Source organism: Euzebya tangerina (assembly GCF_003074135.1).
Lineage (GTDB): Bacteria > Actinomycetota > Nitriliruptoria > Euzebyales > Euzebyaceae > Euzebya > Euzebya tangerina.
Genome location: NZ_PPDK01000001.1, coordinates 3,419,974 through 3,445,264 on the forward strand (window position 1 = coordinate 3,419,974; position 25,291 = coordinate 3,445,264).

At 68.8% G+C, this 25,291-nt stretch carries 21 protein-coding genes; 10 read left to right on the forward strand and 11 right to left on the reverse strand.

All coding sequences use genetic code 11. The features are described from left to right. Window positions 1-49: 49 nt before the first annotated feature. Window positions 50-1,411 (reverse strand): mycothione reductase, encoded by a 1,362-nt coding sequence (locus C1746_RS15815; RefSeq protein WP_116715477.1) that lies wholly within the window; start codon window positions 1,409-1,411, stop codon window positions 50-52. 143 nt (window positions 1,412-1,554) lie between these two features. On the opposite strand from C1746_RS15815, the gene C1746_RS15820 reads away from it, so the two are divergent. From C1746_RS15820 to C1746_RS15835, 4 genes are all read left to right on the forward strand, one after another. Further along, complete coding sequence (locus tag C1746_RS15820) at window positions 1,555-2,367, forward strand: sulfurtransferase (protein ID WP_116715764.1); 813 nt, start codon at window positions 1,555-1,557, stop codon at window positions 2,365-2,367. A 104-nt stretch (window positions 2,368-2,471) separates the two neighbouring features. Continuing rightward, window positions 2,472-2,909, forward strand: a complete 438-nt coding sequence (locus C1746_RS15825) for a hypothetical protein (protein WP_116715478.1) — start codon at window positions 2,472-2,474, stop codon at window positions 2,907-2,909. Beyond that, complete coding sequence (locus tag C1746_RS15830) at window positions 2,906-3,349, forward strand: DCC1-like thiol-disulfide oxidoreductase family protein (protein WP_116715479.1); 444 nt, start codon at window positions 2,906-2,908, stop codon at window positions 3,347-3,349. Before C1746_RS15825 ends, C1746_RS15830 begins: the two co-directional genes overlap by 4 nt. A 124-nt stretch (window positions 3,350-3,473) precedes the next feature. Beyond that, complete coding sequence (locus C1746_RS15835) at window positions 3,474-4,190, forward strand: TetR/AcrR family transcriptional regulator (protein ID WP_162867826.1); 717 nt, start codon at window positions 3,474-3,476, stop codon at window positions 4,188-4,190. Here the strand turns inward: C1746_RS15835 and C1746_RS15840 are convergent. Genes C1746_RS15840 through C1746_RS15850 form a run of 3 tightly spaced genes read right to left on the reverse strand, consistent with a single transcriptional unit; the run spans window position 4,150 to window position 6,942 of the window. Further along, entirely contained in the window at window positions 4,150-4,905 is a 756-nt protein-coding gene (locus tag C1746_RS15840) for a glycosyltransferase (protein WP_162867827.1), read from the reverse strand. The genes C1746_RS15835 and C1746_RS15840 overlap by 41 nt on opposite strands. Window positions 4,906-4,930: 25 nt before the next feature. Further along, window positions 4,931-5,587 (reverse strand): response regulator, encoded by a 657-nt coding sequence (locus C1746_RS15845; protein WP_116715482.1) that lies wholly within the window; start codon window positions 5,585-5,587, stop codon window positions 4,931-4,933. Continuing rightward, window positions 5,584-6,942 (reverse strand): ATP-binding protein, encoded by a 1,359-nt coding sequence (locus C1746_RS15850; protein ID WP_338066485.1) that lies wholly within the window; start codon window positions 6,940-6,942, stop codon window positions 5,584-5,586. Before C1746_RS15850 ends, C1746_RS15845 begins: the two co-directional genes overlap by 4 nt. Before the next feature lie 82 nt (window positions 6,943-7,024). Between C1746_RS15850 and C1746_RS15855 the strand changes: the two genes are divergently transcribed. The 3 genes from C1746_RS15855 to C1746_RS15865 are packed head-to-tail and all read left to right on the forward strand — an operon-like array spanning window position 7,025 to window position 10,455. Beyond that, on the forward strand, window positions 7,025-8,464 hold the full coding sequence (locus tag C1746_RS15855) for a PspC domain-containing protein (RefSeq protein ID WP_162867828.1): 1,440 nt from the start codon (window positions 7,025-7,027) through the stop codon (window positions 8,462-8,464). 30 nt (window positions 8,465-8,494) lie between these two features. Further along, window positions 8,495-8,884, forward strand: a complete 390-nt coding sequence (locus tag C1746_RS15860; protein ID WP_116715485.1) for a hypothetical protein — start codon at window positions 8,495-8,497, stop codon at window positions 8,882-8,884. Window positions 8,885-8,943: 59 nt separating this feature from the next. Further along, complete coding sequence (locus C1746_RS15865; protein ID WP_162867829.1) at window positions 8,944-10,455, forward strand: SGNH/GDSL hydrolase family protein; 1,512 nt, start codon at window positions 8,944-8,946, stop codon at window positions 10,453-10,455. A 24-nt stretch (window positions 10,456-10,479) separates the two neighbouring features. On the opposite strand, the gene C1746_RS15870 is transcribed toward C1746_RS15865, so the two are convergent. After that, a complete protein-coding gene (locus tag C1746_RS15870; protein WP_162867830.1) occupies window positions 10,480-11,604 on the reverse strand; it encodes a saccharopine dehydrogenase NADP-binding domain-containing protein in 1,125 nt (374 codons plus the stop codon). A 120-nt stretch (window positions 11,605-11,724) separates the two neighbouring features. Between C1746_RS15870 and C1746_RS15875 the strand changes: the two genes are divergently transcribed. Beyond that, window positions 11,725-13,761, forward strand: a complete 2,037-nt coding sequence (locus tag C1746_RS15875; protein ID WP_162867831.1) for an AAA family ATPase — start codon at window positions 11,725-11,727, stop codon at window positions 13,759-13,761. Window positions 13,762-13,788: 27 nt separating this feature from the next. On the opposite strand, the gene C1746_RS15880 is transcribed toward C1746_RS15875, so the two are convergent. Then, the gene (locus C1746_RS15880; protein WP_116715765.1) at window positions 13,789-14,994 is read right to left on the reverse strand and encodes an acyl-CoA dehydrogenase family protein; all 1,206 of its coding nucleotides are present in this window, start codon (window positions 14,992-14,994) and stop codon (window positions 13,789-13,791) included. A gap of 57 nt (window positions 14,995-15,051) precedes the next feature. After that, the gene (locus C1746_RS15885; protein ID WP_116715489.1) at window positions 15,052-17,580 is read right to left on the reverse strand and encodes a putative bifunctional diguanylate cyclase/phosphodiesterase; all 2,529 of its coding nucleotides are present in this window, start codon (window positions 17,578-17,580) and stop codon (window positions 15,052-15,054) included. Between the two features lie 180 nt (window positions 17,581-17,760). On the opposite strand from C1746_RS15885, the gene C1746_RS23005 reads away from it, so the two are divergent. Then, complete coding sequence (locus C1746_RS23005; protein WP_276309988.1) at window positions 17,761-17,886, forward strand: hypothetical protein; 126 nt, start codon at window positions 17,761-17,763, stop codon at window positions 17,884-17,886. Between the two features lie 407 nt (window positions 17,887-18,293). Here the strand turns inward: C1746_RS23005 and C1746_RS15895 are convergent, their stop codons facing one another. Continuing rightward, window positions 18,294-19,880 carry a molybdopterin-dependent oxidoreductase gene (locus tag C1746_RS15895; protein WP_116715766.1) on the reverse strand — a complete coding sequence of 529 codons (1,587 nt, stop codon included), beginning with the start codon at window positions 19,878-19,880 and terminating at the stop codon, window positions 18,294-18,296. A 179-nt stretch (window positions 19,881-20,059) separates the two neighbouring features. Between C1746_RS15895 and ppk1 the strand changes: the two genes are divergently transcribed. Next, window positions 20,060-22,126, forward strand: coding sequence for a polyphosphate kinase 1 (gene ppk1, locus C1746_RS15900; protein ID WP_205711889.1), 2,067 nt, complete (start codon window positions 20,060-20,062; stop codon window positions 22,124-22,126). Here ppk1 and C1746_RS15905 read toward each other — a convergent pair. The 3 genes from C1746_RS15905 to C1746_RS15915 all read right to left on the reverse strand — a co-directional run. Beyond that, window positions 22,113-23,756: an ABC transporter substrate-binding protein gene (locus C1746_RS15905; RefSeq protein ID WP_162867832.1), complete on the reverse strand. Its 1,644-nt coding sequence runs from the start codon at window positions 23,754-23,756 to the stop codon at window positions 22,113-22,115. The two genes, ppk1 and C1746_RS15905, sit on opposite strands and share 14 nt — an antisense overlap. A 51-nt stretch (window positions 23,757-23,807) precedes the next feature. Next, on the reverse strand, window positions 23,808-24,044 hold the full coding sequence (gene secG / locus C1746_RS15910) for a preprotein translocase subunit SecG (protein WP_414627946.1): 237 nt from the start codon (window positions 24,042-24,044) through the stop codon (window positions 23,808-23,810). 23 nt (window positions 24,045-24,067) lie between these two features. Beyond that, window positions 24,068-25,291, reverse strand: a 1,224-nt coding sequence (locus C1746_RS15915; protein WP_162867833.1) for a M56 family metallopeptidase, incomplete at its 5' end; no start/stop codon positions are given.

A 25,291-nucleotide genomic window follows, 5' to 3' on the forward strand; every position in this document is an offset into this window, starting at 1 on the left:
TGAACGCCACCCGTCCGCACGCTGAACGAGGCACGCGGTATGCAGCCCCCTACTCCGCCTCCAGCAGCGCGTTCTCGACCACCTCTGTCAGCGCCGGATGCGGCCACACCATCTCGGTCGCCACCTGATCTGCCGTCTGGCCGAACGTCATGGCCTGCACCAAGGGCTGCAGCAGGATCGACGCCATCGGGCCGATGATGTGCGCGCCGAGGATCAGACGGGTCTCGGCGTCCACCACGACCTTGGCGAAGGACGTCTCGTCCTCCAAGGCCCACCCATACGCGGTACCGCCGTACTCCCGGCGCCCCACGACGACGTGGTGGCCGGCCTCGCGAGCCTCGGCCTCGAGCAGGCCGACACTGGCGACCTCGGGGTCCGTGAAGGTCGCCCGCGGCTGATTGGGCACCACCGGGGCGATCAGGTCGTCGGGGTGCAGCAGGTTGTGGCTGATCGACTTGGCGTGGGCGTTGGCGATGTGCTTGAGGTCCTGGTGATGACTCTCCAGATCGCCGAGCGCCCAGACATCACCCGCGCTGGTCCGCATGTACTCATCGACGATCGGCCGGTTGGTCGCATCGACCGCCACACCGCCGATGTCCAGGCTCATGCCGTCGCCGTTGCTGGTCCGACCGGCGGCCAGCAACAGGACGTCGGTCCGGATGGTCGAGCCATCGGAGAGGGTCAACTCGACCTCGTCGTCCACGTTCCGCGCGGCGGAGGCAGTGACGTTGCTCCGAACGTCCAGCCCACGCGCCCTGAAGGACTCGGTGAGCGCCCGACCGATCTCCGGCTCCTCCGAGGTCAGCAGCCGGTCGCTGCGCAGCAGCATCGTCACCCTGCTACCGAGCGCATCGAAGACGTGGCCCATCTCCGACGCCACCGCCCCGCCTCCTATGACGACCAGCCGCGGTGGCAGGTCGTCAAGCCGCATGATCGTGTCGGACGTGTGATGCGCCACGTCCTCGATGCCGTCGATCGGTGGGATGAAGGGCCGAGAGCCGGCTGCGAGGACGATGCGATCGGCGGTGAAGATGTCCTCCCCCGACTGCAGCGTCGAGGGCGCGACGAACCGGGCGGGCTGATCGAAGACGGTGACGTTCTCCTGCCCGCGTCGGTACGCCTCGCCGCTGGCAGCGATCGGGTCGATTCGCCCGAACACCCGGTCACGGAGCGCGGGGAAGTTCGACCCGTTGAAGGTGGCGTCGATGTTGAACGTCGACGCCGTCTTGACGGCACGCGCCACGTCCGCGGCGTGGACGAACATCTTCGACGGGATGCACCCGCGGTTCAGACAGGTTCCACCGAACACGTCGGGCTCGACGATGGCGATGGACCACGAGGCCATCCCGTCGGTCGGAATCGAGTTGCCGGAGCCGGTGCCGAGCACGGCCAGGTCGAAGTGACGGGTCATCGTTAACAGGTCCAGGTGTCGGGAGCGAGTCCGCTCATGGGAAACGGTGGGGCGCCAGTCTGCACGGCACGACCACCAAGAACCCGGTGGGCACGCAGGCCATTCCGCACATCATCTGCACCCCCGTGTCGTACCGTGCAGCCATGGGCCCGATCGTGACCGCCGCCACCTATGCCGCACTCCCGAAGGATGTCATCATCCTGCACGTCGAGAGCGGCCCCCGACCGCAGGCCGAGGACGCCTTTGCGGCCGGACATCTGCCCGGTGCCCGACTGGTGGATCGGGACACGCTCACCTCCGCACCGATGGGTCCGGGCGACGGCCGACACCCGCTCCCAACCCCCGATGCCTTCGCCGCCGCTCTGGCCGAGGCCGGCGTGGGGCCGGATGCCACGGTCCTGGCCTACGACCGGTGCGCGGGCGTGGACGCCGCGCGACTCGTCTACCTCCTGCGGGTGCTGGGACAACGCGCTGCTCTCCTCGACGGCGGTCTCCAGGGCTACACAGACACGCTCGAGACCGGCCCCTCCCCTGCCGTCGAGCCGGTTGAGCGCGCTCCGATCCCGTGGCCTGACGACCTGGTGGAGGCTGCGGTCGTCGCCGCACACATCGCGGAGGCCGGCGTGGTCCTCGACGCCCGGTCCGGGGAGCGCTACCGCGGCGAGGATGAGCCACTGGACCCGGTCGCCGGGCACATCCCCGGTGCGGTGAACGCGCCCTTCGCGCAGAACCTGGATGCCGAGGGACACTTCCGTGCACCGCCGAAGCTCCACGCGCGTTTCAGCGACCTCGGGGTCGACCAGGACACCATCGTCTACTGCGGGTCCGGTGTGACCGCCGCCCACGAACTCCTGGCCATCGAACACGCCGGTCTCGGACTGCCGCGGCTGTACGTGGGCTCGTGGAGCCAGTGGTGCCGCTCTGATCGACCGATCGCCACCGGCGAGCAGCCGTAGCCCCGTCGATCAGTGACGAAATTGATCGACTGATCAAATCCATGCTAGAGTTTTGATCGTTCGATCAAATCGATCGATCAAGGAAGCTGGAGGAGTGAACACACATGTTGCTGTGGAGCTATCTGATCTACGTCGTCGTGGCCGTCGTCCTGACCGTGTGGCTGGCGTCGACCCTGTTTCGGAACGGGACGGTGTTCCTGTCCGATGTCTTCGAGAACCGGCAGGACATGGCACAGGCGGTGAACCGGCTCCTCGTCGTCGGGTTCTACATGCTGAACCTGGGCTGGGCGCTGTTGATCATCCGCACCAGCGAACCAACGACCAGCGCGGAGGCCGTCGAGCTCCTCGCCGTCAAGCTCGGCCAACTGCTGTTCACGCTCGGCATCATCCACTTCGCGAACCTGCTGGTGTTCTCCTGGTTCCGTCGTCGGAGCCAGGTCGACAGCAACGTTCCACCCGTGACCCCGACGTACGCCGTCCCGCCGCCGACCGACGCCCCGTTCCCGCCTCAGGGCGCTTCGGCCGCTCCCGGCTACCGATGACCGGCGCAGCGCCGGTGGGGTCGGGCGAGATCCAGGCGCGGCCCCTCCCGCAGCCGAGCCTGATCCCCACACACATGACCATCGTCTTCGACGCCGGGTGCTCGTTCTGTCGGCGCTGCGCCGGGTGGTTGGCCGATCAGGAGGCCGCCATCCCCACGCTGCTGACGGCGAGCGCGGATCCCGAGATCGCTGCCCGCTACGGGCACCTCCCCGAGTTCGGCGATGAGCTCATGGTGGTGGCCGACACCGGGCAGATCTGGGCCGGCCCGGACGCCTTCATCGTCGTGATGTGGTGCCTGGCACGGTACCGCTCGACAGCGATGCGCCTGACCGGCCCTGTGGGGCAGGCCGCGGCCCGCCGGTTCTTCCACGCCGTCTCCGCGAACCGTGAGTGGCTGTCGGGAATCATGCCCGATTCAGACTGTGCGACGGAGTGTTGATCATGAGCACGCTGACCCACGCAACCACGATGCCCTTGCCGCCGTCCCGGCGGGACGTCCAGAACCGTGGGAGGGCGGTGGGCCTGATCGGCACGTTGAGCCGGACCTGTCATGCTGGGCACCCGTGAGCGCAGAGACCCGAGCCCGCATCCTCGACGCCACCCTGGAGACCCTCAGGTCCCAGGGTGCGGCGGGCACCTCCGCGCGGGCGATCGCCAAGGCCGGTGGGTTCAACACCTCGCTGCTCTTCTACCACTTCGGGTCGGTCGAGGGCGCTCTGCTGGAGGCGGCGAAGCAGGACACCGCCAGGCGCGTCGAGCGGTACGCCGAGCGGTTGGGCGAGGTGCAGACCCTGCAGGACCTGGTGGCCTTCAGCCGGGAGATGCACAAGGAGAACGTTGACGCGGGCCACGTCACGGTCTTGGTCCAGATGTTGGCCGCCACCTCGGCCCACCCCGACATGCGCGATCAACTGGCCGGCGTCTTCGACCCCTGGATCGACCTGGTGCGGGACACCCTCGACCGGATCGTCGGCGATGATGGGATCGCGGGGATCAGCACCACGGACGTCGCGGTCGGGGTGACCAGCCTCTTCCTCGGCCTCGAGCTGCTCACCCATCTGGGTGACTCCTTCGGCCGTGCGCCATCCCTGCTCAACGCACTGGAGGAGGCGGCGGAGCTGCTGGTCGCCGTCGATCTGCTGGACTCCGGGAGCGCCGGCTTCGCCAACGTCGCCGCCCTGGTCGGCAACCGTCGGGCCCCGCAGAGCCAGTTGGACGGCCTTCCCGGTGCGCCTGCCGTCAATCCGCCGGCGGCGGGGGCCCCGCCCCCAAGCGACTGAGCGCTGCGGCCTGCCGGCGCAGACCGATCCAGCCGCGGACGTGTGGCAGGTCCCGTATGGCCCACTCGGCCGGCTGGACGGTCTTCTGCCGAGACCAGCGCCGGTAGACGGCCACGTCCTGATCGACCCACCAGCCCGGGTGCTGGTCGCTGAACCAGGCCAGCAGCGCCGCATCCGCTGACCGGACCAGGGCGGGCCAGCCACCAGCGGCCAGCAACTCGGTTCGACGATAGGCCGCCATCGCCGCCGGAAAGGGGAAGTCGTCGTGGGCCAGGAAGTGGTCGGTCACCCTTCCCACCGGGACGGGGCCGGGACCCAGGACGTCGGCCTTGGTCCAGGTTGAGCCGTCCTCCATCTCCCAGCGGACCCGCCCACACGACCAGGCGATGAGCGGCCGGGCGATGAGCGGCCGGAGCAGCGCTCCCAGCCCTCCGGGGTCGTACCGGTCGTCGTGATCGAGTCCTGCCACAGCCGACCCCCGCGCCCGAGCCAGCGCGTGGTTGCGAGTCGCGGGTGCCCCCGCCTGCACACCCAGCGCGTCGTATCTCACCCGGTCATCCGCCGGCAGCCGTTCCCGCAGGCACGGGGCCAGGCCGTCCTCCTGGACCAACCACTCGAACTCCCACTCCCCCGGCAGCTCCTGACCGGCGATCGACGTCCACGCAGCCAGGAGGTGCTCGGCGTTGTGCGCCTGCGTCGGTGTGATGACCGACACCAACGGCATGGTGACGGCGTCCCGATCAGACCAGCTTGCGGTCGGTTGCCCAGCGCGTCAGCTCGTAGCGGCTGGACAGCTGGAGCTTGCGGAGCACCGCCGAGACATGGCTCTCCACGGTCTTGATCGAGATGTGCAGCCGGCGTGCCACCTGCTTGTAGGCGTACCCACGCGCGATGTAGCGCAGGACCTCGCGCTCACGAGGAGTGAGCTGGTCGAGGTCCGACTCGTCCGGCGCGCCCTCTGCTGCGGGTGCCGAGCCGCTGAAGGCGTCCAGGACGAAGCCGGCCAGACGCGGACTGAACACGGCGTCGCCACCTCGCACCCGCTCGATCCCCTCCACGAGTTCGTCGGCCGAAACGGTCTTGGTGAGGTATCCGCGGGCGCCGGCGCGGACGATGGCGATGACGTCCTCGGCTGCGTCGGACACCGAGAGGGCCAGGAACTGCACGTCAGGGTGGTCCTTGCGGACGGTGGTGATGACAGCCAAGCCACCACCGTCGGGCATGTGCACATCCAGGAGCACGACGTCGGGCGTGGTCTCGATGATCCCGGCGACGGCCGCGTCGACGGTCTGGGCCTCACCAACCACGTCCACGCGTCCGCCGATCTCGGCCTGCACGCCGGTCAGGAACATGCGGTGGTCATCGACCATGAACACGCGGGGGATCTGCTCGCTCATCGGTTGTCCTGTTCTTCCGGGGGTGTGCGGCCGCCGCCGCTCGGTTCCTGCAGTGGCAGCGTGAGCTCCACCTCGGTGCCTTCGCCGGGGTCGGAGATGATGGTGGCCTTCCCGCCGTGCCGGGCCATGCGATCCTCGATCGAGTACACCAGACCGCGGCGATCGCTGGCAACGGTGTCGACATCGAAGCCGACACCCTCGTCGCGGACGAAGATCGCCACCGTCTCGGGTTCCACCTCGACGAAGACGTCCACCCGGGCCGCGCCGGAGTGCTTGGCCGCGTTGGTCATCGCCTCGCCGGCGGCTTCGGTCATGGCGATGAGGTGGTCGTCCAGGGTCAACTCGCCGGCCCGCACGACATCGACGGAGACGCCATAGCGGTCCTCGACCCGGCCCGCCATGTCCATGATGGCCTCGCCCAGGGTGGTGGGTGCGTCGTCGGGGCGGCGCCCGAACAGCCACGAGCGCAGCTCCCGCTCCTGCCCTCGGGCGAGGCGGGTGATCTCCTCACGCGTGTCGGCTCGTTGGATCAACGCGAGTGTCTGCAGCACCGAGTCGTGCAGGTGGGCGGCCATCTCAGCCCGCTCCTCCGACCGGATCCGCTCGCGACGCTCGGCCGAGAGCTGGCTGCCCTGCCGCTGGAGCCAGGGCGCGATCACCAGCGCCACACCGACCAGCGTCACGACGGAGGCGAGGATCGCGTCCGTCAGCGCGCCGAGTCCGGTGACGAGATCGGAGGAGATGAAGAAGGCGATGATGCCGGCCGCGACCAGGCAGCCACCCACGGCCAGCCGGATGGTCCCGAAGGAGCGGCTGTCGGGCAGTTCGCGATCGCCGATGGCCTTGGTGAGGGTGCTCTGCCACACGGCACGTTCGTCGTCGGACGCGCGGACCCACACCAGCCCGGACCCGATGGCAGCCAGGCCCACGGGAACCGACAGGGCGTCGGTGAGATACACGCCGGCACTTCCGAACAGCAGCATCAGTCCCTGCGTGACCAGCGCCACGGCCACCGCGTGCCTGACGGTGGGCTCGTTGCGCGGGACCGGGTTGGCGGGGTCCTCCGCCGGCAACCACACCCGCAGGAAGAGGTAGATCAGCACACCAGCCCCCGCAGCGGTGCTCAGGACGACGAACGCCAACCGGACGATGAGCGGGTCCACGCCGAGCCAGGCCCCGATGCCGGCAGCAACACCGCCGGTGACCCCGTCGTCCTCCAGACGGACCAGCCCGGCGCTGCGCGGAAGCAGGCGGGACCCGGCGGCACCGGAGGATTCCGCCGAGGGGGGTGGTCCTGCTGCGGCAGGCGCGGGTGGTGAGCTGATGTCACTACTGTTCCACGTCGGGCACGCCAGACCATGGGGAAGCTCCCTGTCAGGGGTCTGTCAGGGTCATCCCTGATCGACAGGACAGGTCAGTCCCGCCAAGGTGAAGACCATGAGCACCACCGGAATCCCAGCTCCGCCACCACCTGCACCCACACCGGGCGCCGGCGGGCCGCCCAAGCGACTGGTCCGCTTGACCGACCAGGGCAAGGTCGCCGGTGTGGCCGCCGGGATCGGCTGGTATCTCGGAATCGACCCGACGCTCATCCGCATCGGGCTGATCGTGCTCACGCTGACCACTGGGATCGGCATTCCGCTGTACGCGGTGGCCTGGTGGCTCATGCCAGCCTCCACGGCAACGCAGACGACGCTGAGCGCCCCCACTCGTGCTCGCGACGGCCGCTCGCTGCTGATCGCGGCCGTCGCGATCATCGCCGTCACCGGCCTGTTGGGCCAGATCGACGTGTTCGGCGGACGCACCGTTCTGGCCGCGACCCTGATCGGCCTCGGGATCCTGCTGTTCAACGACGACAAGCCACGACACCAGCCTCGCCAGCCGCACGCCAACCAGCCCGGCGTGCCCGTCGCAAACCCCTGGACCACACCACCACCGGCGCCTCCCCCATCCCCAGCACTCCCCGTTGCAGGCCCTCACTCCTCCACTCGACCCGCGACGCCGCCGCAACCCGTCGCCCCGCCGCCCGCGGCCGGACCCGGCGGACCAGCCACGCCACCGCAACCGCAGTCGGCCTATGAGCCCTACGCCGGTGCGTGGACCAAGGACGCGAAGACGCACCGGGACGGATCGAAGCGGCCGAAGTCGTATCTCGGCCGGCTCACGTTCGGCGTCTGGATCGTCGCGGTCAGCTTGGCGGTGCTGCTGTGGAGCCTCGGTGTCATCACACTCGGAGCACGCGGCCTGCTCGGCATCACCATCGCCGTCGCGGGTGTCGGACTCCTCGTCGGAACCTTCTTCGGTCGGGCCCGTGGGCTGATCGTCGTGGGGCTGCTGGCCAGTGGCGCCCTGCTCATCTCGAATGCAATTGCGGCGAGCGACATCACGCTCGGCTCGGGCGTGGGTGAGACCCGCGCAGCCGCCGCCGACGTCAGCGAACTGCAACCCAGCTACAACTGGACAATCGGTGAGAACCGGCTCGACCTCAGCGATCTCGAGCTCGACGGTGCGGAGGCTGACGTCATGGCCAGCATCGTGGTCGGAGAGCTGCGGGTCACCGTGCCCGACGACGTGACCGTGTTCGTCAACGGCTCGCTCGGTGCTGGCCAGGTGTCGGTCCTCGGCGAGCAGTACGAGGGCACGGACCTCGAGATCGACGCCGACGACGAGGTCCCGAGCGCCGACGGGATCCTGCGACTGGACGTCAGCGGCCTGATCGGCGAGATCACGGTCGATCGGCAGAGCCAGGGAACCCTGGTCGAGCCCCAGACGTCTGGCTCCGCTGACGTCCCCGAACCGCCGGGCGCGGAAGGTGCGGAGCCGCGCGACGCCCCTGAGCCACCAGCGGCCCCGGCCGCACCCGGCGCCACCCAGTAGCCGACACGACCCACGCCTGAGGACCAGCACATGTACCGCCACCGCCCCGACGTCATCAGCTTCGTCTTCGGTCTGCTCTTCACCGTCGTCGGCGTCCTCACCATCGCCGATCCGGTCTTCAACCTGCAGCCACAGCTCCTGCTCCCGCTCGTCGGGGTGGCACTCGGGCTGGGTGTCATCGGCTCGCTCATCACGGGGACTCGACGGCCGACGCCGGCACCCCGAGCCGCCCCCGCGCCGACGCTCGAACCGCCGCCCTCGATGCAGCCGAACGACCCGTTCTTCGACTCGCCGATCGACCCGGAGCTCCTGGAGGAGGCCTACCGGGAGGTGTTCGGCGACGACGAGCCCGACATCGCAGCGGCACGCGACCGCGAGCGCGGGTCAACACCGGCCACGCCGGAGGACGGCACCACCTGATCGAGTGACCCGGATCAAACTTCGGTGAGCCGGCTCTCGCCGTCCGACACTGGATGGCCATGCTCGTCGTCCTCGCCCTGCTCGCCGGAACGGTCGTCGGCGCTCTGGTCCTGCTGCTGGCAGGCCCGCCGCTCGCCGCCGTCGCCGTGATCGTCATGGTGGCCGCCGGCATCGCCGCACAGCGAACTTCAGGCCCTCCGCGCAGGCTCATCGGCCTCACCCTGCTGGTGGCGCTGCTCGCCGGCGGCGGGTTCCTGGCCCTCACCGCCCTCGACCTCATCGACGCCGTCACGACGACGACCGGTGAGGTGGAGCAGGCCGATGCCGTCCAGTTGGCGGCCGCCGAGGACAAGCTGGAGGGATTGGACCCGGCAGCGTCCTTCCGCCTGGAGCTGACCGAGCCCCAGCTGCAGGCCGTCATCCAGGACGGCATCGCCGCCAGCGGTGACCTTCCCATCCGCCGTCTGGATCTCGACCTTCGCAGCCCGGCGACCAGCGGCATCCCGACCGGCGACGTGGCGTTCACCACGACCTTCAAGAGCGGGGACGTGCAGGCGTCCGGGTCAGCCGTCGTGACCACGACCGCCGACGGGGTGGCGCTCGAACTGGGTGACTTGGACTTCGGCCCCGTGCGTGTGCCCGCGCTCGCCAGCGACGCAGTCCAAGAGGTGGTCGGCGCGGTCACCGACCTCAACGCCGCGTTGGCCGACCAGCAGACCGTGGTCCAGTCCATCGAGATCACCGACGACCTGCTCGTCGTCGTCGGGGTGCGAGCGGGCCAGGCGTTGACCGGCGGCGAGTTGCTTGCCGCAATCCGCGCCCAAGCTGAGTTGGCCACCGGCGCCGTCGTCGCACCGCCGGAGGTCCTCGGCCCGGGCTCGGTCGACGGTCGTCAGGCCCCCGGCGACCCCGTTGTCCTGGCGTTGGGCGACTCGCTCGCCGCCGGGGTGGGGGTCGACCGGCAGGCCGACGGGTACGTATCGCGATTCCACCGGGCCGTCAGTGAGCGGGATGGGGTGCCGTACGGCCTGGAGAACCTGGGGGAGACCGGGGCCACCTCGACCTCGCTGGTCACCGGCCAGCAACTGGCGCAGGCCGAGGCCATCCTGGCCACGCGACCCGCCAGCTACATCACCCTCAACATCGGCGCGAACGACCTGCTCGGCCACCTGGAGTCGGATGACTGCGGCGTCGACCTGGCCAGCCCCGGCTGTCAGGACCGGGTCAATCGGTCCCTGGCGACCTACCGGACCAACCTGACCGTGATACTCGACCGGCTCGTTGCAGCACGTGGCGCGGCCCAGGTGGTGTTCCTGCAGATCTACGACCCGTTCAGCCTCGGCCTCGGCGGCAGCGACCTGGCGGCCGAGTCCTCCGCCATCATCAGCCGCCTGAACGGCATCGCGGCCGAGTTGGCAGACGCCCGTGGGATCGTCGTGGCCGATGGCTTCACGCCGCTGCAGAACACCACGGCAGCGACGACCCACATGTTGGACGCGGTCCCTGACATCCACCCGAACGCCGCCGGCTACGACGTGCTGGCGAGCGCCCTGGTCCAGGCCACCCAGTAGCCCCAGTTCAGGCCAACCCGTCGTTCAGGGGCCGTCGTCGAGCTCGACGAGGCCTGCCCAGGCGCAGATCTCCGCCAGTCCATCGATGCCGAACACGCCGATCGGGTCGGTGGCACCGGTCGGCAGGTCGCGCAGGTCCCGCTGGGCCAGTCGGTCCGCTGTGGCGGCGGCCAGACGGGCGGCGAGCACGATGGCGTTGCCGGCGACCGCCTCCCGCCGGGTGATGACGCGGCCCCGTTCGTCCCGGCAGCGTGCCACGAACCGGCTGGTCCCCTCCGCCAGCCCCTCCTCCGGACCGTCACCGAGCAGTGCCAAGGCCCGGTCCAGCACCCAGTCGCCCCGCACCAGGCGCAGTGGCCGGGTCAGTTGCCCACCCACGGTGACCGCCGGCCCGAGGGGACCGAACCAGCCGCTGTGCACGTCGATCGCCGTCAGCTCGGGGAAGTGCTGCCGCAGCGTCCAGACCTCCGCGCCGCCGATCGAGACCGTCGATCGGCGTCCCGCCGTGGTGCGGAACGACGACCGGCGCTCCCCCACCGGCTCCCGGCGGACCATGCCGTCCCGGAAGGTGCGCGTCGAGCGGGTCATCGCTCGAACCAACGAGCGCCGTCCCGAGGCGCTTCCGGCCTGCAGACCGCCGTCAGCCAGGTAGGCGATCTCCACCGTCCGGGCGTCCCCACGAGCCGCGGTAGCCGCCCGGTGCGCCAGGAGGTGACCGGGCACGAACTCATAGCCCGCAGCCGGCAGCAGCATCACACCGTGTCGGCCGGCCTCCGGACCGTGATCGTCATAGATGCGCTCCAGGAAGCGAGGCTCACCGGTCACGTCCACGTAGGTGCAGGCCGACGCGATGGCGGCGGTGACGACCTGGTCCCCGACGAGGTCGTAGGGACCAACTGTGGAGACGACGACGTCCCCCGGCTCGAGGACGCCGCCCAGCTCCTCCAACCGGGCCACCTGGACGGGACAGTCGAGCTCGCGGCCGAGGGCGCCGAGCGACTCCGGTGAGCGGCCCACGAGCAGCAATCGGCCCTCGCCTGCGAGCTCACGGCTGACCATGCGCCCGGTCCTGCCGGTCGCGCCGATCACCACGATCCGTCGCCGCACGCCGTCAGCCTGCCAGGTCGGCTGATGCGAACACGAACTCACGCAGGGTCGGAAATTGAACCGACGTTCTTCCTTTCCCTACACGGCGTAATGGGGCAGGCTACTGTTTGTAGAAAGAGCCTGCGCTCTGTAGCGCAGCACCACACCGAGTACGGAGCACGTATGGCATCCAAGCAGTCACCGAATGCGCACGCGGACCAGAGCTCGGAGACGGGCGCCACGACCCCATCCGGCCCGACGTTCGCCGCCGCTGGGACGTTGGCTGCGACCCTCGGGGGTGGACTGCTCAACTCCCATCAGGCGGACGTGGGGGCCTCCCGGGAGCGGGCCCGCATCCGCCGGCTGAAGCTCTTGGCGGCCGGCCTCTCCGGTCCATTGCTGTTCCTGTGGTGGCGGATCATCGACGGCCGCGGCCTGAACTTCTTCCAAGTGCCGACCCTGACCGAGGACGCCGTCATCTGGGTCCTGCCGATCGTGATCATCCTGGCGATCGGCATCATGGTCGCCATGCCGCTGATGAGCGGCCGATCGCCGCACGCCAGGGTTGCACCCGATCAGATCGAGACCGGCTTCTCTGACGTGGTCGGCCTGGACAATGTGGTCGATGAGGTCACCCGGACGCTCAACACGTTCATGGCCCACAAGGTCTATCGGAGCCAGTTGGGCGGCACCCCTCGCCGCGGGGTGATGTTCGAGGGGCCTCCTGGCACGGGCAAGACCTACCTGGCCAAGGCCATGGCTCACGAGGCCGGCGTCCCCTTCCTGTTCGTCTCCGCAACCTCGTTCCAGTCGATGTGGTACGGCGCGACGGCCCGGAAGGTCCGCAGCTACTTCGCGGCGCTGCGCAAGGCGGCACGCGAGGAGGGTGGGGCCATCGGGTTCATCGAGGAGATCGATGCGATCGCCCAGGCTCGTGGCGGCATGCGGGCCACCAGCCAGCCACTTGCCGCGAACGCGATGAGCGGCGGCTGCCTGCACAGCTCTGCCGAGGCCTTCGGTTCGAACCTCGGCAGCGTCGGTGGACCATCGTCCGGTGGCGGCATGATCACCAACGCCTTCGGCTCCAGCGAGGGCGCATCGGGGGTTGTCAACGAGCTCCTGGTCCAGCTGCAGAGCTTCGACACCCCGCCACGTGGGGTCCGGGTGCGCAATTGGTTCACGGAGAAGCTCAACGCCTTCCTGCCCCACGACCGGCAGATCGCGGCCAAGCCGTCGCCGTACCACAACATCCTGGTCATCGCCGCGACCAATCGTGCCGACGATCTGGACGCCGCGTTGCTGCGGCCCGGCCGCTTCGACAAGCGACTGGCCTTCGAACCGCCGGCCCGACCGCAGCGTCGCGCCCTGCTCGACTACTACCTGGCGAAGAAGGCGCACTCGCCCGACCTCGACACCGAGGAGGCGCGTGAGATGATCACGAGCCAGACCCTCGGCTACACGCCGGTCATGATCGAGAACCTGCTCGACGAGGCACTGGTCGTGTCGCTCAAGGGCGGTCACGACGGCATGACCTTCGACGACCTCCAGCAGGCCCGGCTCGACATCGAGGTGGGGTTGCCGACCCCTGCCCCCTACACCCAGCGGGAACGGCTCCGCGTCGCAACCCACGAGGCCGGGCACGCGGTGATGGCCCACCTCTCCGGCCACCGCCGCCTGGAGATCCTGACGATCGTCAAGCGCAAGTCAGCCCTGGGCCTGCTGGCACACGGGGACACCGAGGAGATCTTCACGCGCACCCGCAAGGAGATGTACGACATGGTCGACATCGCCATGGGTGGGAAGGCCGCAGAGGACATCTGGTTCGGCTCCAGCTCCACCGGTCCGGGCAGCGACCTGGCGGCAGCGACGAAGCTGGCCTGCGAGATCGTCGGGATGCACGGTCTGGGCGACTCGCTGGTAAGCCTGGCTGCGGTGCAGCAGTCATCGCTGTCGGGCACCAACATCGTGGGGCGCGCCCTGAACGACACCGTGGCCCGACCCGAGGTCGACCGCGTGCTGCGCGATGCCTACGACCGCACCCACGCGACCCTGGAGGCCAACCGGCACATCCTGGAGGCCCTGCGGGACGCCCTGCTGGAGCGCGAGGAGCTGATCGGCCGACAGATCACCGACGTGATCACCGCAGCCGGTCCACCCGTGCTCGACGACCTGCGCATCGAGCACAGCCTCGAGACGGAGACACGGCCCGCAGAGGCCTGAGGCGCGTCCGTCGAACGGAACCCCCGGTCAGCTGAGGTAGCGCTTGAACTCGCCCTTGGCGATCGAGCGCTTGTGGACTTCGTCCGGACCATCAGCCAGTCGAAGTGAACGAGCGCCCGCGTAGGCGCGCGCGAGGAAGGTGTCCTGGCACACGCCCATCCCACCATGTGCCTGGATGGCCCGGTCGATCACCCGGCAGGCCATCGACGGGGCGATGACCTTGATGGCCGCGATCTCGGTCCGGGCGGCCTTGTTGCCGACCTCGTCCATCATCCATGCGGCCTTGAGCGTCAGCAGGCGCGCCTGCTCGATCTCGCACCGGCTCTCGGCGATCCAGTTCTGGACGACACCGTGCTCGGAGATCTTGCGGCCGAACGTCTCCCGCTGGGCCACTCGCGTGACCATGGCCAGCAGGGCCCGCTCCGCCAGGCCGATCAGCCGCATGCAGTGATGGATCCGCCCCGGCCCAAGCCGCCCCTGCGCGATGCGGAAGCCATCACCTTCCTCTTGCAGCAGGTTCTCGGCTGGGACTCGGACGTCCTCGAAGGACATCTCCATGTGGCCCTCCGGGTCCACGAACCCGAAGACCTCGAGGTTTCGGTGGATGGTGATGCCCGGCGTGTCGAGCGGGACGATGATCATGGACTGCTGCCGATGGGGGTCGGCGTCAGCGTCGGTGATGCCCATGAAGATGGAGACCTCGCAGTTGTGCCGCCCGGCGTTCGAGGTCCACCACTTGCGGCCGTTGATGACGTAGCTGTCACCGTCACGAGTGATCTCGGACTGGATGTTGCGCGCGTCGGAGGAGGCGACGGCCGGCTCGGTCATCGAGAAGCAGGAGCGGATCTGCCCCTCGAGCAGCGGCATCAGCCAGCGCTCCTGCTGCGCCCGGGTGCCGTACTTGGCCAGCACCTCCATGTTGCCCGTGTCGGGCGCGTTGCAGTTGAAGACCTCGGGCGCCCAGGACACCCGGCCCATCAGCTCGGCCAACGGCGCGTACTCGAGGTTGGTCAGGCCGGCACCGAACTCGCTCTCGGGGAGGAAGAGGTTCCACAGGTCAGCTGCCCTGGCCTTGGCCTTGAGGTCCTCCATGATCTGCGGGTGGTGGTGCGGGTCGCCTGACTCCGCGATCTGTTCGTAGAACAGGCTCTCGTTCGGGAAGACGAACTCGTCCATGAAGTCCGAGATCTGGCCCTGCAGATCCCGCACGCGGTCGGTGGTGCCAAAGTCCATGGCGGTCACCCTACCCCCGCGACATCGCCCGACGACAACCGGCGACGTGCGGACCGTCTAGATCGTCTTGCGCTGCAGTCGGGTGACGTTGCCGTTGAGGGTGGCCTCGAGTTCCGCGACGGCTCGCGGCAGTTCACTGGCCGGCTGGGGCCGCTCGAACAGGTACCCCTGGCCGACATCGCAGGCCATGTCCTGCAGGAGTGCCAGGGCAGCTTCGTCCTCAACACCCTCCGCGACGACGCGGAGGCCCAACTCCCGGGCCATGGAGATCATGGCGCTGGTGAGCGAGCGATCGACGGCATCCACACCCATGTTGGTCACGAAGGCCCGGTCAATCTTCAGCTCCTGCACCTCGAGTCGCTTCATGTGGGCCAGCGAGGAGTACCCGGTGCCGAAGTCGTCGACGGAGAGTTGGATGCCAGCCGCGTTGAAGACCGACAGCGCACCGGACTGTCCGTCCAACTCATCCAGGATCTGCGACTCCGTGATCTCCATGATCACCGCACCCGGGGGCAGGTCGTACTCCTCGACGATGTTGACGATCTCCCACGGCAGGTCAGACCCCTGCAGCGCGGCGTTGGAGAGGTTGATGGCCACGCTGATGTCCATGCCGTCCTCGCGCCACTTGGCGCACTGCTCCACGGCCGTGCGGGTGGCCCACAGCGTCAGGGGTCGGATCAGACCCGTGCGCTCGGCGATGTCGATGAACTCCAGCGGACTGATGAAGCCACGCTGCGCGTGCGGCCAGCGGGCCAGCGCCTCGACACCGACGACGCGGCCGGTCGCCAGCTCCACCTTCGGTTGGTAGGCCAGCCGCAGGTGCTCGTTCTCGATGGCGACGCGCAGCTCGCTGGCAAGCTCAAGGCGGCGGGTGGTCTCGCGGTCACGTTCGAACTCGAACCAGCCTGTGGCCAACTCCTCACGGTAGGCCTCGGTCAGCGCACGATCGGACGCGCGCAGCAGGTCCCGCATGTTCGTGCCGTGTTGTGGCGCCAGGGCGACACCCACGCGGACGCCGGCGTTGATCTCGACATCGCCCGTCTCGACCGGACCGGAGGCGGTGCGGACGATGCGTCGGGCCCAGGCGTCGGCCTCGGCGGGGTCGCAGGCACCCGAGACGGTGACCGCGAACTGGGCGGAGCTGATGCGGGCGACCCGGACGCCGTCCTCGCGGAGGTCGTCCAGTCGCTTGGCGACGGCGATGGCGACGGCTTCAGACACCTCGTGGCCGAAGCTGGTCCCGAAGGCACGAAGGTCGTTGATGCCGACGGCGAAGACGGCACCCTCACGGAGCGTCGGCAGGTCCTCCAGCAGGCCGTTGCGGTTGCGCAGCCCGGTTGAGGCATCGTGCAGCGCCAGGCGCTCGCGGCGCGCGGACTCACGCTGCACCACATCGAAGAGGTGCGTGCTGCCCAGCGTCGTGCCGGCGTGGCCGGCCAGGGCGACCGCCAACTCGATGTCATCGGTGTGGAACAGCGGCTGGTCGCTGACGCGGTCGACCAGTGCGATCGCGCCGCGAATCTGACTGCCGTTGAACGGACCGACCAGCACCTGGCTGAACGGTGCGCCCAGGACACCCCGAACCGACACGTCGATGACGTCGTCGTGCTCGAAGAGGGCCCCGTGCTGGGCGGCATGTAGGAACGCGGCTCCTGACAGTGCGTCGAGCGGCTCCCGCACGACCTGGTCGTCCTCCAGTCGCCACTTGATCGCCGTGGTGTCCTGCAGGGTGACCAGCCAGGCGTCCGTGGCGCCGGAGATCTGCTTCCCCTGGATGAGCGAGTTGCGGACGACCTCCTCTACCGATTTCGCCGTCGACAGAGCGCTGATGAATCCGTACAGGCCCTTGACGTCCCGCAGGTTGTCCTGCAGCAGGTGCCGCTGCCGGTTCGTCGTCGCGAGCAAGTACACGAAGGGACCGAGCAGGACCACGGTCGCGAAATTCAGCTCGATCATGGCGACGGCCAGGACGGACAGCGGGACCTCGATGACGGCGTTGATGGAGACTCCGGTGAAGACCTGGCTAAGCGCACCGTCCTGCAGCGGACCGACCGAGAGCCGGATCGCCGCAACGACGACCAACGCGCTGGACAGCCCACCGACGATGCCGGCGCCACCGATCGCCAGCCATCCCCCGGGCTCCAGGAGGCGGTCGCCGAACGATCCGAACAGCGACAGCACGGCCGCGGTCACCCACACCTCGAGCACCGCAGCGGAGCCGTTCACGATCACCTTGATGACGGGCTGCCGGCGGCGTACGCCGAAGTACGCCAGGGTGCTGATGATCCGCCCCACGGTGGTCACTACGGGTCCCAGGAAGACCAGGCCGATCATGATCGGGACCATGGAGAGCGTGGAAGCCACGTTCTGGTCGCGATACTGAATCGTGAGCTTGAAGGCCTCCGCGGCATACAGCAGCGCCCCCATCCCGACTACGCCCGCCGCCGCCTGCTCGACCGAGAGATCGAGTGCTGGCCCGGTTGTGGCCAGGGCCAACGCGGCCGACAGCCCCAGCGCCAGACCGGCAAGACCCACCAGGCGCAGGTCGCGCCGGCGGTCCTCGGTGGTGGGTTCTGTGGGGGTCAATGTCTGGCCATTTGGACAGGAGAAAGTCGGACTCGGTGCTTCACATTGCGTAAGTACCGTGCTACAACAGGACTAGGCACAGCGAGCTATATGCAAAGTGCTCGCTGTAACAAGTCCACCTTCTCCGCGTTGCAGCGCGGGCAAGGCTCGTATCTACATCAATTGGGAGTTATCAACATCATGAACAAGCTTGGCACATCCTGGGGCATCACCGACGGCACCTCGTGGGGCATTGCGGACGGCACGTCCTGGGGCTTCACCGATGGGACCTCCTGGGGCATCACCGCAGGAACCTCCTGGGGCTAGGCCAGCTTCATATCGTTCGTGGTACCTACCTCTCCTCGTGTTGACTGCGTGACTGCAGCCTGAGGAATCGGCAGACACACCACCGGACTTTAGAGGCAGTCCCCAAAAACTTCGAGAACTCAAGAAAGGATGGTCAGATGGCATACATCGTTGACGAGTCGATCGCCGGCGGAAGGCCCGATCGAGTCATCGCGCGGCATCGACCACAACGTCTGAGTCTCATCAGCGCGGCACGCCGGATCCCGGCACGTGTCACGCAGGCAGTCACCGCAGTCATTGGACGACGTGTGCGCAGCACGGACGTCGATCCACTTCCCACCTAGCGGTCGCCACGACCGGACAGTCTTCGGCCACGCTGCCCCAGGGCAGCGTGGCCGACTGCTGTGCAGTGGTGAGCGGACAGGCGATCAGGCGACCCGTACAACGCGGGTGTGGTAGCCCTCAGCCCCATCGGGAGCAACCGGGACGCGGTCCTCGCTCTGGGTCTCCCCGGTCGCATCGGTTGCCCGGACGCGGATCTGGTGTTCACCCGGAGCAGCGTCCCAGCGGTAGACCCACTGCCGCCAGGTGTCGATGTTCACGGCATCGGCCAGCTCGGCCTCCCGCCACTGACCGCCGTCGATGGACACCTCGACGCGATCGACTCCCCGCTGCTGGGCCCAGGCGACCCCGGCGATGGCGACCTCTCCGGCCGACACCTGAGCACCGCCGCGAGGCACGTCGATCCGAGACTGCGTCTTGATCGGACCCTCCTTGGCCCAACCCCGCGGGATCCAGTACCCATCGAACTGCTCCCACGTGGTGAGCTCGATCTCGGACAGCCACTTGGTTGCGGACACGTACCCGTAGATGCCGGGGACGATGAGTCGGGCCGGGAATCCGTGATCGACCGGCAGCGGCTCGCCGTTCATGGCGACGGCGACCATGGCGTTCCGCCCGTCGAAGGCCAGTTCGGTTGGGAACCCCGCCGTCCAGCCGTCGACTGACCGACCCACGATCTGCGTGGCCTGCTCCGCGTCGACGCCGGCCAGGTCGAGCACCTCCGACAGGCGCACGCCCTGCCAGCGCGCGGTGCCGATGAGATCCCCACCGACCTCGTTCGAGACACAGGCGATGGTCACATCGCCCTCGAACTGATCCATGGCCAGCAGATCGTCGTAGGTCAACTCGACCCCCCGATCGACCAATCCGTGGATGCGCAGCGACCACGTCTCGACGTCCACGGTGGGTGACATCAGCGCCGTGTCGATGCGGTAGAACTGCTCGTTCGGCGTGAACAACGGGGAGATGCCGTCGACGTCGAGGGACGTGCTGGCCTCCGCAACCGGTGCCGGGACAGCCTCGGGCAGGATCACGGTGCTGCGGACAGCCGAGGTCTGGCTTCGGCCGGTCAGGCTGCGCCCGAGGGCGCCCAGGACGCCCCCGACCGCTGCCAGGCCGACCGCGACGCGCAGGAAGTCACGCCGTCCACGGTCCGCGCGGGCCTTAGCCTCGGGTGAGGTGGCACGACTGCCGGCCACCCGCACCCGCTGATCCAACTGCAGCAGGTAACGCAGTAGCGCCACACCGCTCACGACCGCGACGGCTGCCGGCAGGATGGCCCAAGCGGCAGAGTCGAGCGGACTGGCGAACGTGGCTCCGAGCCCCAGCAGAGCAAACGCGGTGAACCCGACCGTGGCGGGGACCAGTGAGTGACGGGACGCCAGGCCAAGACCGGTGCCGAAGAGCAGCGCCAGGATTACGGTCCCGATCACCAACGCGCTCTTCTCGTTCGTGCCGAACAACGCGATGGCGATGTCCTTGACGGGTGTCCCGGCCCCCAGATCGATGACCCCGTTCCCGACGGCCTGGACCAGCGACGGAACGGGCGCTACCACACCCGCAAGAACCTCGGTCGCGCCCAGCGCCACCGCGGTCGCGACCAGCCCGGAGATCGCAAGCGGCCACCGTCGTCGATCGGTGGGCGCAGGGGCATCGACTGCGGTTGCGGTCATCACGTCACACAATGCCGTACGAGGGGACTTCGGTGCCCCCTGACCGGGGCTGTCAGCGGACTGTAAGAATTGCAGCAGACCATCACCCGTCCACTAGCCTGAGCCGCACCGTGTCGTCCCCGTCCAGCACCCGCCCGCCCCAACCTCGTGGGCCGGATGGCCGGTTCCGTCGGCGACCCGTGGTCGACCTGGACGACCCGTCGCTCTTCACCAATCGGGAGCTGTCCTGGCTCGAGTTCAACCGCCGGGTCCTGGCCCAGGGCATGGATGCCGACGTACCGCTGCTCGAGCGCCTCCGGTTCATCGCGATCTTCTCCTCCAATCTGGACGAGTTCTTCATGGTCCGGGTCGCCGGCCTCCAGGATCAGGTTGCCGCCGGACTGCGCAAGCGCACGCCGGACGGACTGACGGCGCTCGAGCAACTGGAGGCCATCTCCCGTCGCGTCCGGCCGATGGTGGACCAGTCCACGGTGGCCCTGCACGAGCAGGTCCTCCCCCTGCTCGCCCGACGCGGCGTCGGCGTGGTGCATGCCGCCGATCTGGACGAGCGGGCCCTCAACCGGCTGCGTGAGCAGTTCGAGGAGAAGATCTTCCCGGTGCTCACCCCGCTGGCGGTGGACCCGGGCCACCCGTTCCCCTACATCTCCAACCTGGCGACATCCCTCGCCGTCACCGTGCGGGACCGCAAGACGGGCTTGACGAAGCTGGCCCGCGTGAAGATCCCGGCCGTCCTGCCTCGGTTCTGGCAGGTGCCAGGCTCGACCCGCGCGTGGGTGCCGCTGGAGGACATCATCCAGTGGCAACTCGAAGCGCTGTTCCCCGGCATGGACGTGACCGAGTCCCACCTGTTCCGGGTGACCCGGAACGCCGACGTCGAGGTGGACGAGGATGACGCGGAGGATCTGCTGCTGGCCATCCAACAGCAGCTGAATCGGAGACGGTTCGGCGCTGTGGTCCGGCTCGAGGTGGCCGCCGACATGCCCAAGCAGACGGTCAAGCGACTCCAGGAGGAGCTCGACGTCTCCGGGACCCACACCTACGAGGTGCGGGGGCTCATGGGCCGGGCCGACCTGGCGCAGCTGGCCGACATCGACCAGCCAACCCTCCGCTACGACCACTGGACGCCCAGTCCACACCCGCGTCTGCAGCCCCGCGAGGACGGGACGGCCATGGCCGTCGAGCGGATGTACGACGAGATCGCACGGGCGGACATCCTGCTGCGGCATCCCTACCAGTCGTTCGAGTCGACGACGGAGCACCTCATCACCTCCGCGGCTGCCGACCCGTCCGTGCTGGCCATCAAGCAGACCCTCTACCGGACCTCCGGGGACTCGCCGATCGTCGCGGCGCTCACCAGGGCAGCGGAGGATGGCAAGCAGGTGGTTGCGCTGGTCGAGCTGAAGGCCCGCTTCGACGAGGAGGCCAACATCGGCTGGGCCCGCGTGCTGGAACGGGCCGGCGTCCACGTCGTGTACGGCCTGGTGGGCCTCAAGACCCATGCCAAGCTCTCCCTGATCGTCCGTCAGGAGACCGACGGCCTGCGCCGCTACGTCCACATCGGCACCGGGAACTACCATCCCAAGACCGCCCGGCTCTACACCGATCTGGCGCTGCTCACCTGTGACGACGCCATCGCCGAGGACGTCACCCACCTCTTCAACTACCTGACCGGATACGCACGTCACGACGACTACGAGCGGCTGCTGGTCGCGCCGGTTGCGCTCCGTCGGCACCTGACCGAGATGATCGCCGAACAGACCAAGCTCGGCAGCGCAGGACGCATCCGGCTGAAGCTCAACTCCCTCCACGACCGCGAGCTGATCTTCCAGCTGTACGAGGCCAGCCGAGCCGGGGTGCAGATCGACTTGATCGTCCGTGGCATCTGCGGGGTGCGCCCCGGCGTGCCGGGCATCTCCGACAACATCCGGGTGATCTCCGTCGTCGGCCGTCTGCTGGAACACGAACGGATCCTGCAGTTCGGCGAGGAGTACTACATCGGTTCGGCCGACTGGCTGGTTCGCAACCTCGATCGTCGGGTCGAGGCGATGGTGCCCATCCTCGACCCGCAGCTCAAACAGGAACTCAACGATATCCTGGACCTCACCTGGCAGGACGACCGGCAGGCGTGGCATCTGCGGTCCGACGGATCATGGTCGCGGCCGACTGCCGAGGAGGGACTGTCCAGCCAGCAGGCGTTCATGGACGCCGGTCGGGACGCCCTCGACGGCGGGCTCAGCGCTGGATGACGAGTTCAGTCAGGTTGACCAGGCCGTGGGGGTCGTAGCGCAAGCCGCGGATCTCCGCGGAGGCCACCATCGAGTGCTGGGTGCTGAAGACCGGCATCACCACCTGGTCGACGTTGACCGCCCGGTCCACCACCCGGTCGAGTAGCGACTCTCGCGACTCGTCGTCCAGGGTTCTGGCCGCCTGCTCGAGCAGGGAGTCAACCGTTGCGTTGGTGTAGCGCATGTAGTTCATCCCGCCCCGCTCGGGGACCTGCGTGCTGTGCAGCAGCGGGAACAGCACCGACAGCGACGAGGGAACATCGGCGACCAGTGGGAAGCGGAAGATGCCGACGGTGCCGGCCAGCAGTTGGTCCTGGTACTCGGGGAGCGGCGGGGCCGGACCACGTCCATTGGAGACCAGTGCGACACCCGCCCGGCTGAGCCCGCCACGCAGCTCGTCCCTGACGGCTTCGTGCCCGCCTCCCGCATTGAAGGCGAAGCCGAGCTGCTGGACGCCGGCCTCCTGCAGCAATCGGCGCGCTGCGGGGATGTCGAGCGTGCAGCGATCACACTGGTCGATCTGCGTGCCGGGGAGCGCTGGCGGCAGCAGCGATGTCGCGGGTGCCAGGTTGCCGTTCTGCAACGAGTCGGCCAGCGCCTCGCGGTCCAACGCCAGTGAGATGGCCTGTCGGACATCGACTTGGTCATACGGCGGGGTCTGGGTGTTGACACCGAGGACATAGGACTCGGGCCGGCCACCGACGATCAGACCCGGTCCGCTCCAGGCGCCGCCGCGTGATGGGAAGTCCTCCGCCGCCACCGCCAGCGCCTCGGGCGGCACGGCCGTCAGGTCACGCCGTCCCTGTGTGAAGGCGAGGTAGTTGATGTCGAGGTCACCGATCCGGAAGACCACCTCCGTCGGACTCCCCGCCACGCGCAGCCCGTTGGCCCAGGTGTCGACGGCACTGGCACGGATGAAGTCGGCGTCGGTGTAGGGCTCGGTCACGGCGAACGGGCCGTTGCCGGCAGGCTGCTGGACCCACGAGACAGGATCGGCGGCGCGCTGGGTCAGATTGGTCGGTCCGAGCGCCGGATGGCCGACGACGGCAGCGAGGTCGGAGCGGGGCCGGCGAAGTAACACGGTGAGGGTGAACTCGTCATCGATCCGGACCCCGGACAGCACCGGGACCTCCCCGCGCGCGACGGCCCCGTGGCCGATCACGTCTGCCAGCAGGTAGCCGAAGGGCCCGCCGGCGCTCAGCGTCGACCAGGCTGTACGGAATGCCTCAGCCGTGACCGGCGCCCCATCGCTGAAGGTGCTGCCCGGCCGCAGCGTGAATGTCCACTCGGTCGCGTCGTCCGACACCTCCCACGAACTCGCGGCCGACGGCACCGCCCGGCCCCGGGCATCCCACGCCGTCAGCGAGTCGAAGAGCGCATCGACGACGGCGAGATCATCGCCGCTCTGGGCCAGGGTCGGCGTGATCGCTCGTGGCGGGCCGATCCCGTAGCGAAAGGACCCACCGGACTGCTCGACCGAGGTCACGCCCGGCGCCACCGTCGGCCCCAGCGGGACATCCGGTCCGTCCGGGTCGCAGGCGACCAGGAGCAGCACCAGCCCCAGGATCAGGAGGACGCGACGAGGGCGCACCGGCCAGTACTGCGGGGACCCGATCAGCGAGGATCCGATCAGAGGCGTCTGTCAGACCAGCCGCAGCGCCAACACCACGGTCGTGACGGCGAAGACGACCGCCGTCAGCACCGTCAGACGGTCCAGGTTCTTCTCAGCGATGGTCGAGCCTCCACCACCGCCGACGGCGCCACCGCCGAACATGTCCGACAGGCCGCCGCCCTTACCGGACTTGAGCAGGATGAACAGGATCAGCAGGATCGACACCAACACGTGGAGGACGACCAGAACGATGTTGAACACGCCCACGATCGTATCGCAGCCTCGACGGACTACCCCTGGGAGCTGTCCACGAGGTAGATGCCGACCCGGCCGCGATCCGAGTCCACACCCCATAGCGGTCTGGCGCTGGGCGGGGTCGGCGCGACCGTGTCCGGTGCCTCCCAGGGCCAACCACCTGCCTGCCAGCCCCCCGACCGGAGCGGCAGCATGGGCGAGATGCCGGTACGCCACTCGTGACCCGACTCGACCGGCAGGCAGCCCGTGCACCTCGTCTCCGTGGCCGCGAGCGCGTCGGAGTGGTCATCGGTCGCCGTGGTCACAGCCGTCGCGACAGCGCCCGAGCTGGCCATGGTCCGGAACGTCGTCAGCGCCGGTGACTCAACCGGCTGAGCCAACGGTCGGCGCCACTGCCCCAGCAGCAGCTCACCCTCGACCTGTCCGGGGAGGACGACGGTGACGGCGGTTGCCAGCATCACCATCACCATGGCGACGGTGAACTCGAGCCGCTGGCGACGGAGCGTGATCGGCGCCGCGCGCTCGATCAGCCGAACCACCCGTTCGGCGATCTGTCGTGCACCACCGGAGAGGCTTCCCTGCCGCAGCAGCCGGGTTGGCAGCCCGCCCGGCACCGGCAGAGAGTGCGATGGCACCATCGTGGCGCACGCCATGGCCGTAACCCGGGTGCCGGCTCGATCGGCTCCCTCCCAGACCTTCAGGATCGAGGATGCCAGGGCCGCAGGACGACCCGTGGAGTCGGATGCCAGATCGTCGGCCGAGTGCTCCTGCTCGTGGCGCAACCAGCGGGTCGCCAGATACATCGGCGGGACGAAGAACGTCAGGTCGCGGATGATGCCGACGACGGCGTTCACGGTCACGTCACGGCGAGCGATGTGGGCCAGCTCGTGGGCCAGCAGGCCTTCGACCTCACCCGGGTCCAGCGTCTCGAGCAGCTCCGGGTCGATGGCGATCGTGGGACGACGGACACCGGTCGTGAACGCCCCTCCGGGACAGCGGCGAACCAGCAGCAGAGGTGGCGCCTCGATCTGCAGCTTGGTCGCGAGACGACGGACGATCGCGCGGAGCTCGTGGTCGGCCGACGGCTGCGCGGCAGCGACGTAGCGGTGGATGGCCCAGTGGGACAGGGCACGCCGGCTGAGCAGCAGGGCGGCAACTACCCCGTAGGCCACGAGTAGCCACTCCAGCCGACGGATCGCGAAGGTGGACCCGAAGACCTCGAAGGGCTGGCCGTCCGCGACACTGACCACCAGTGATGG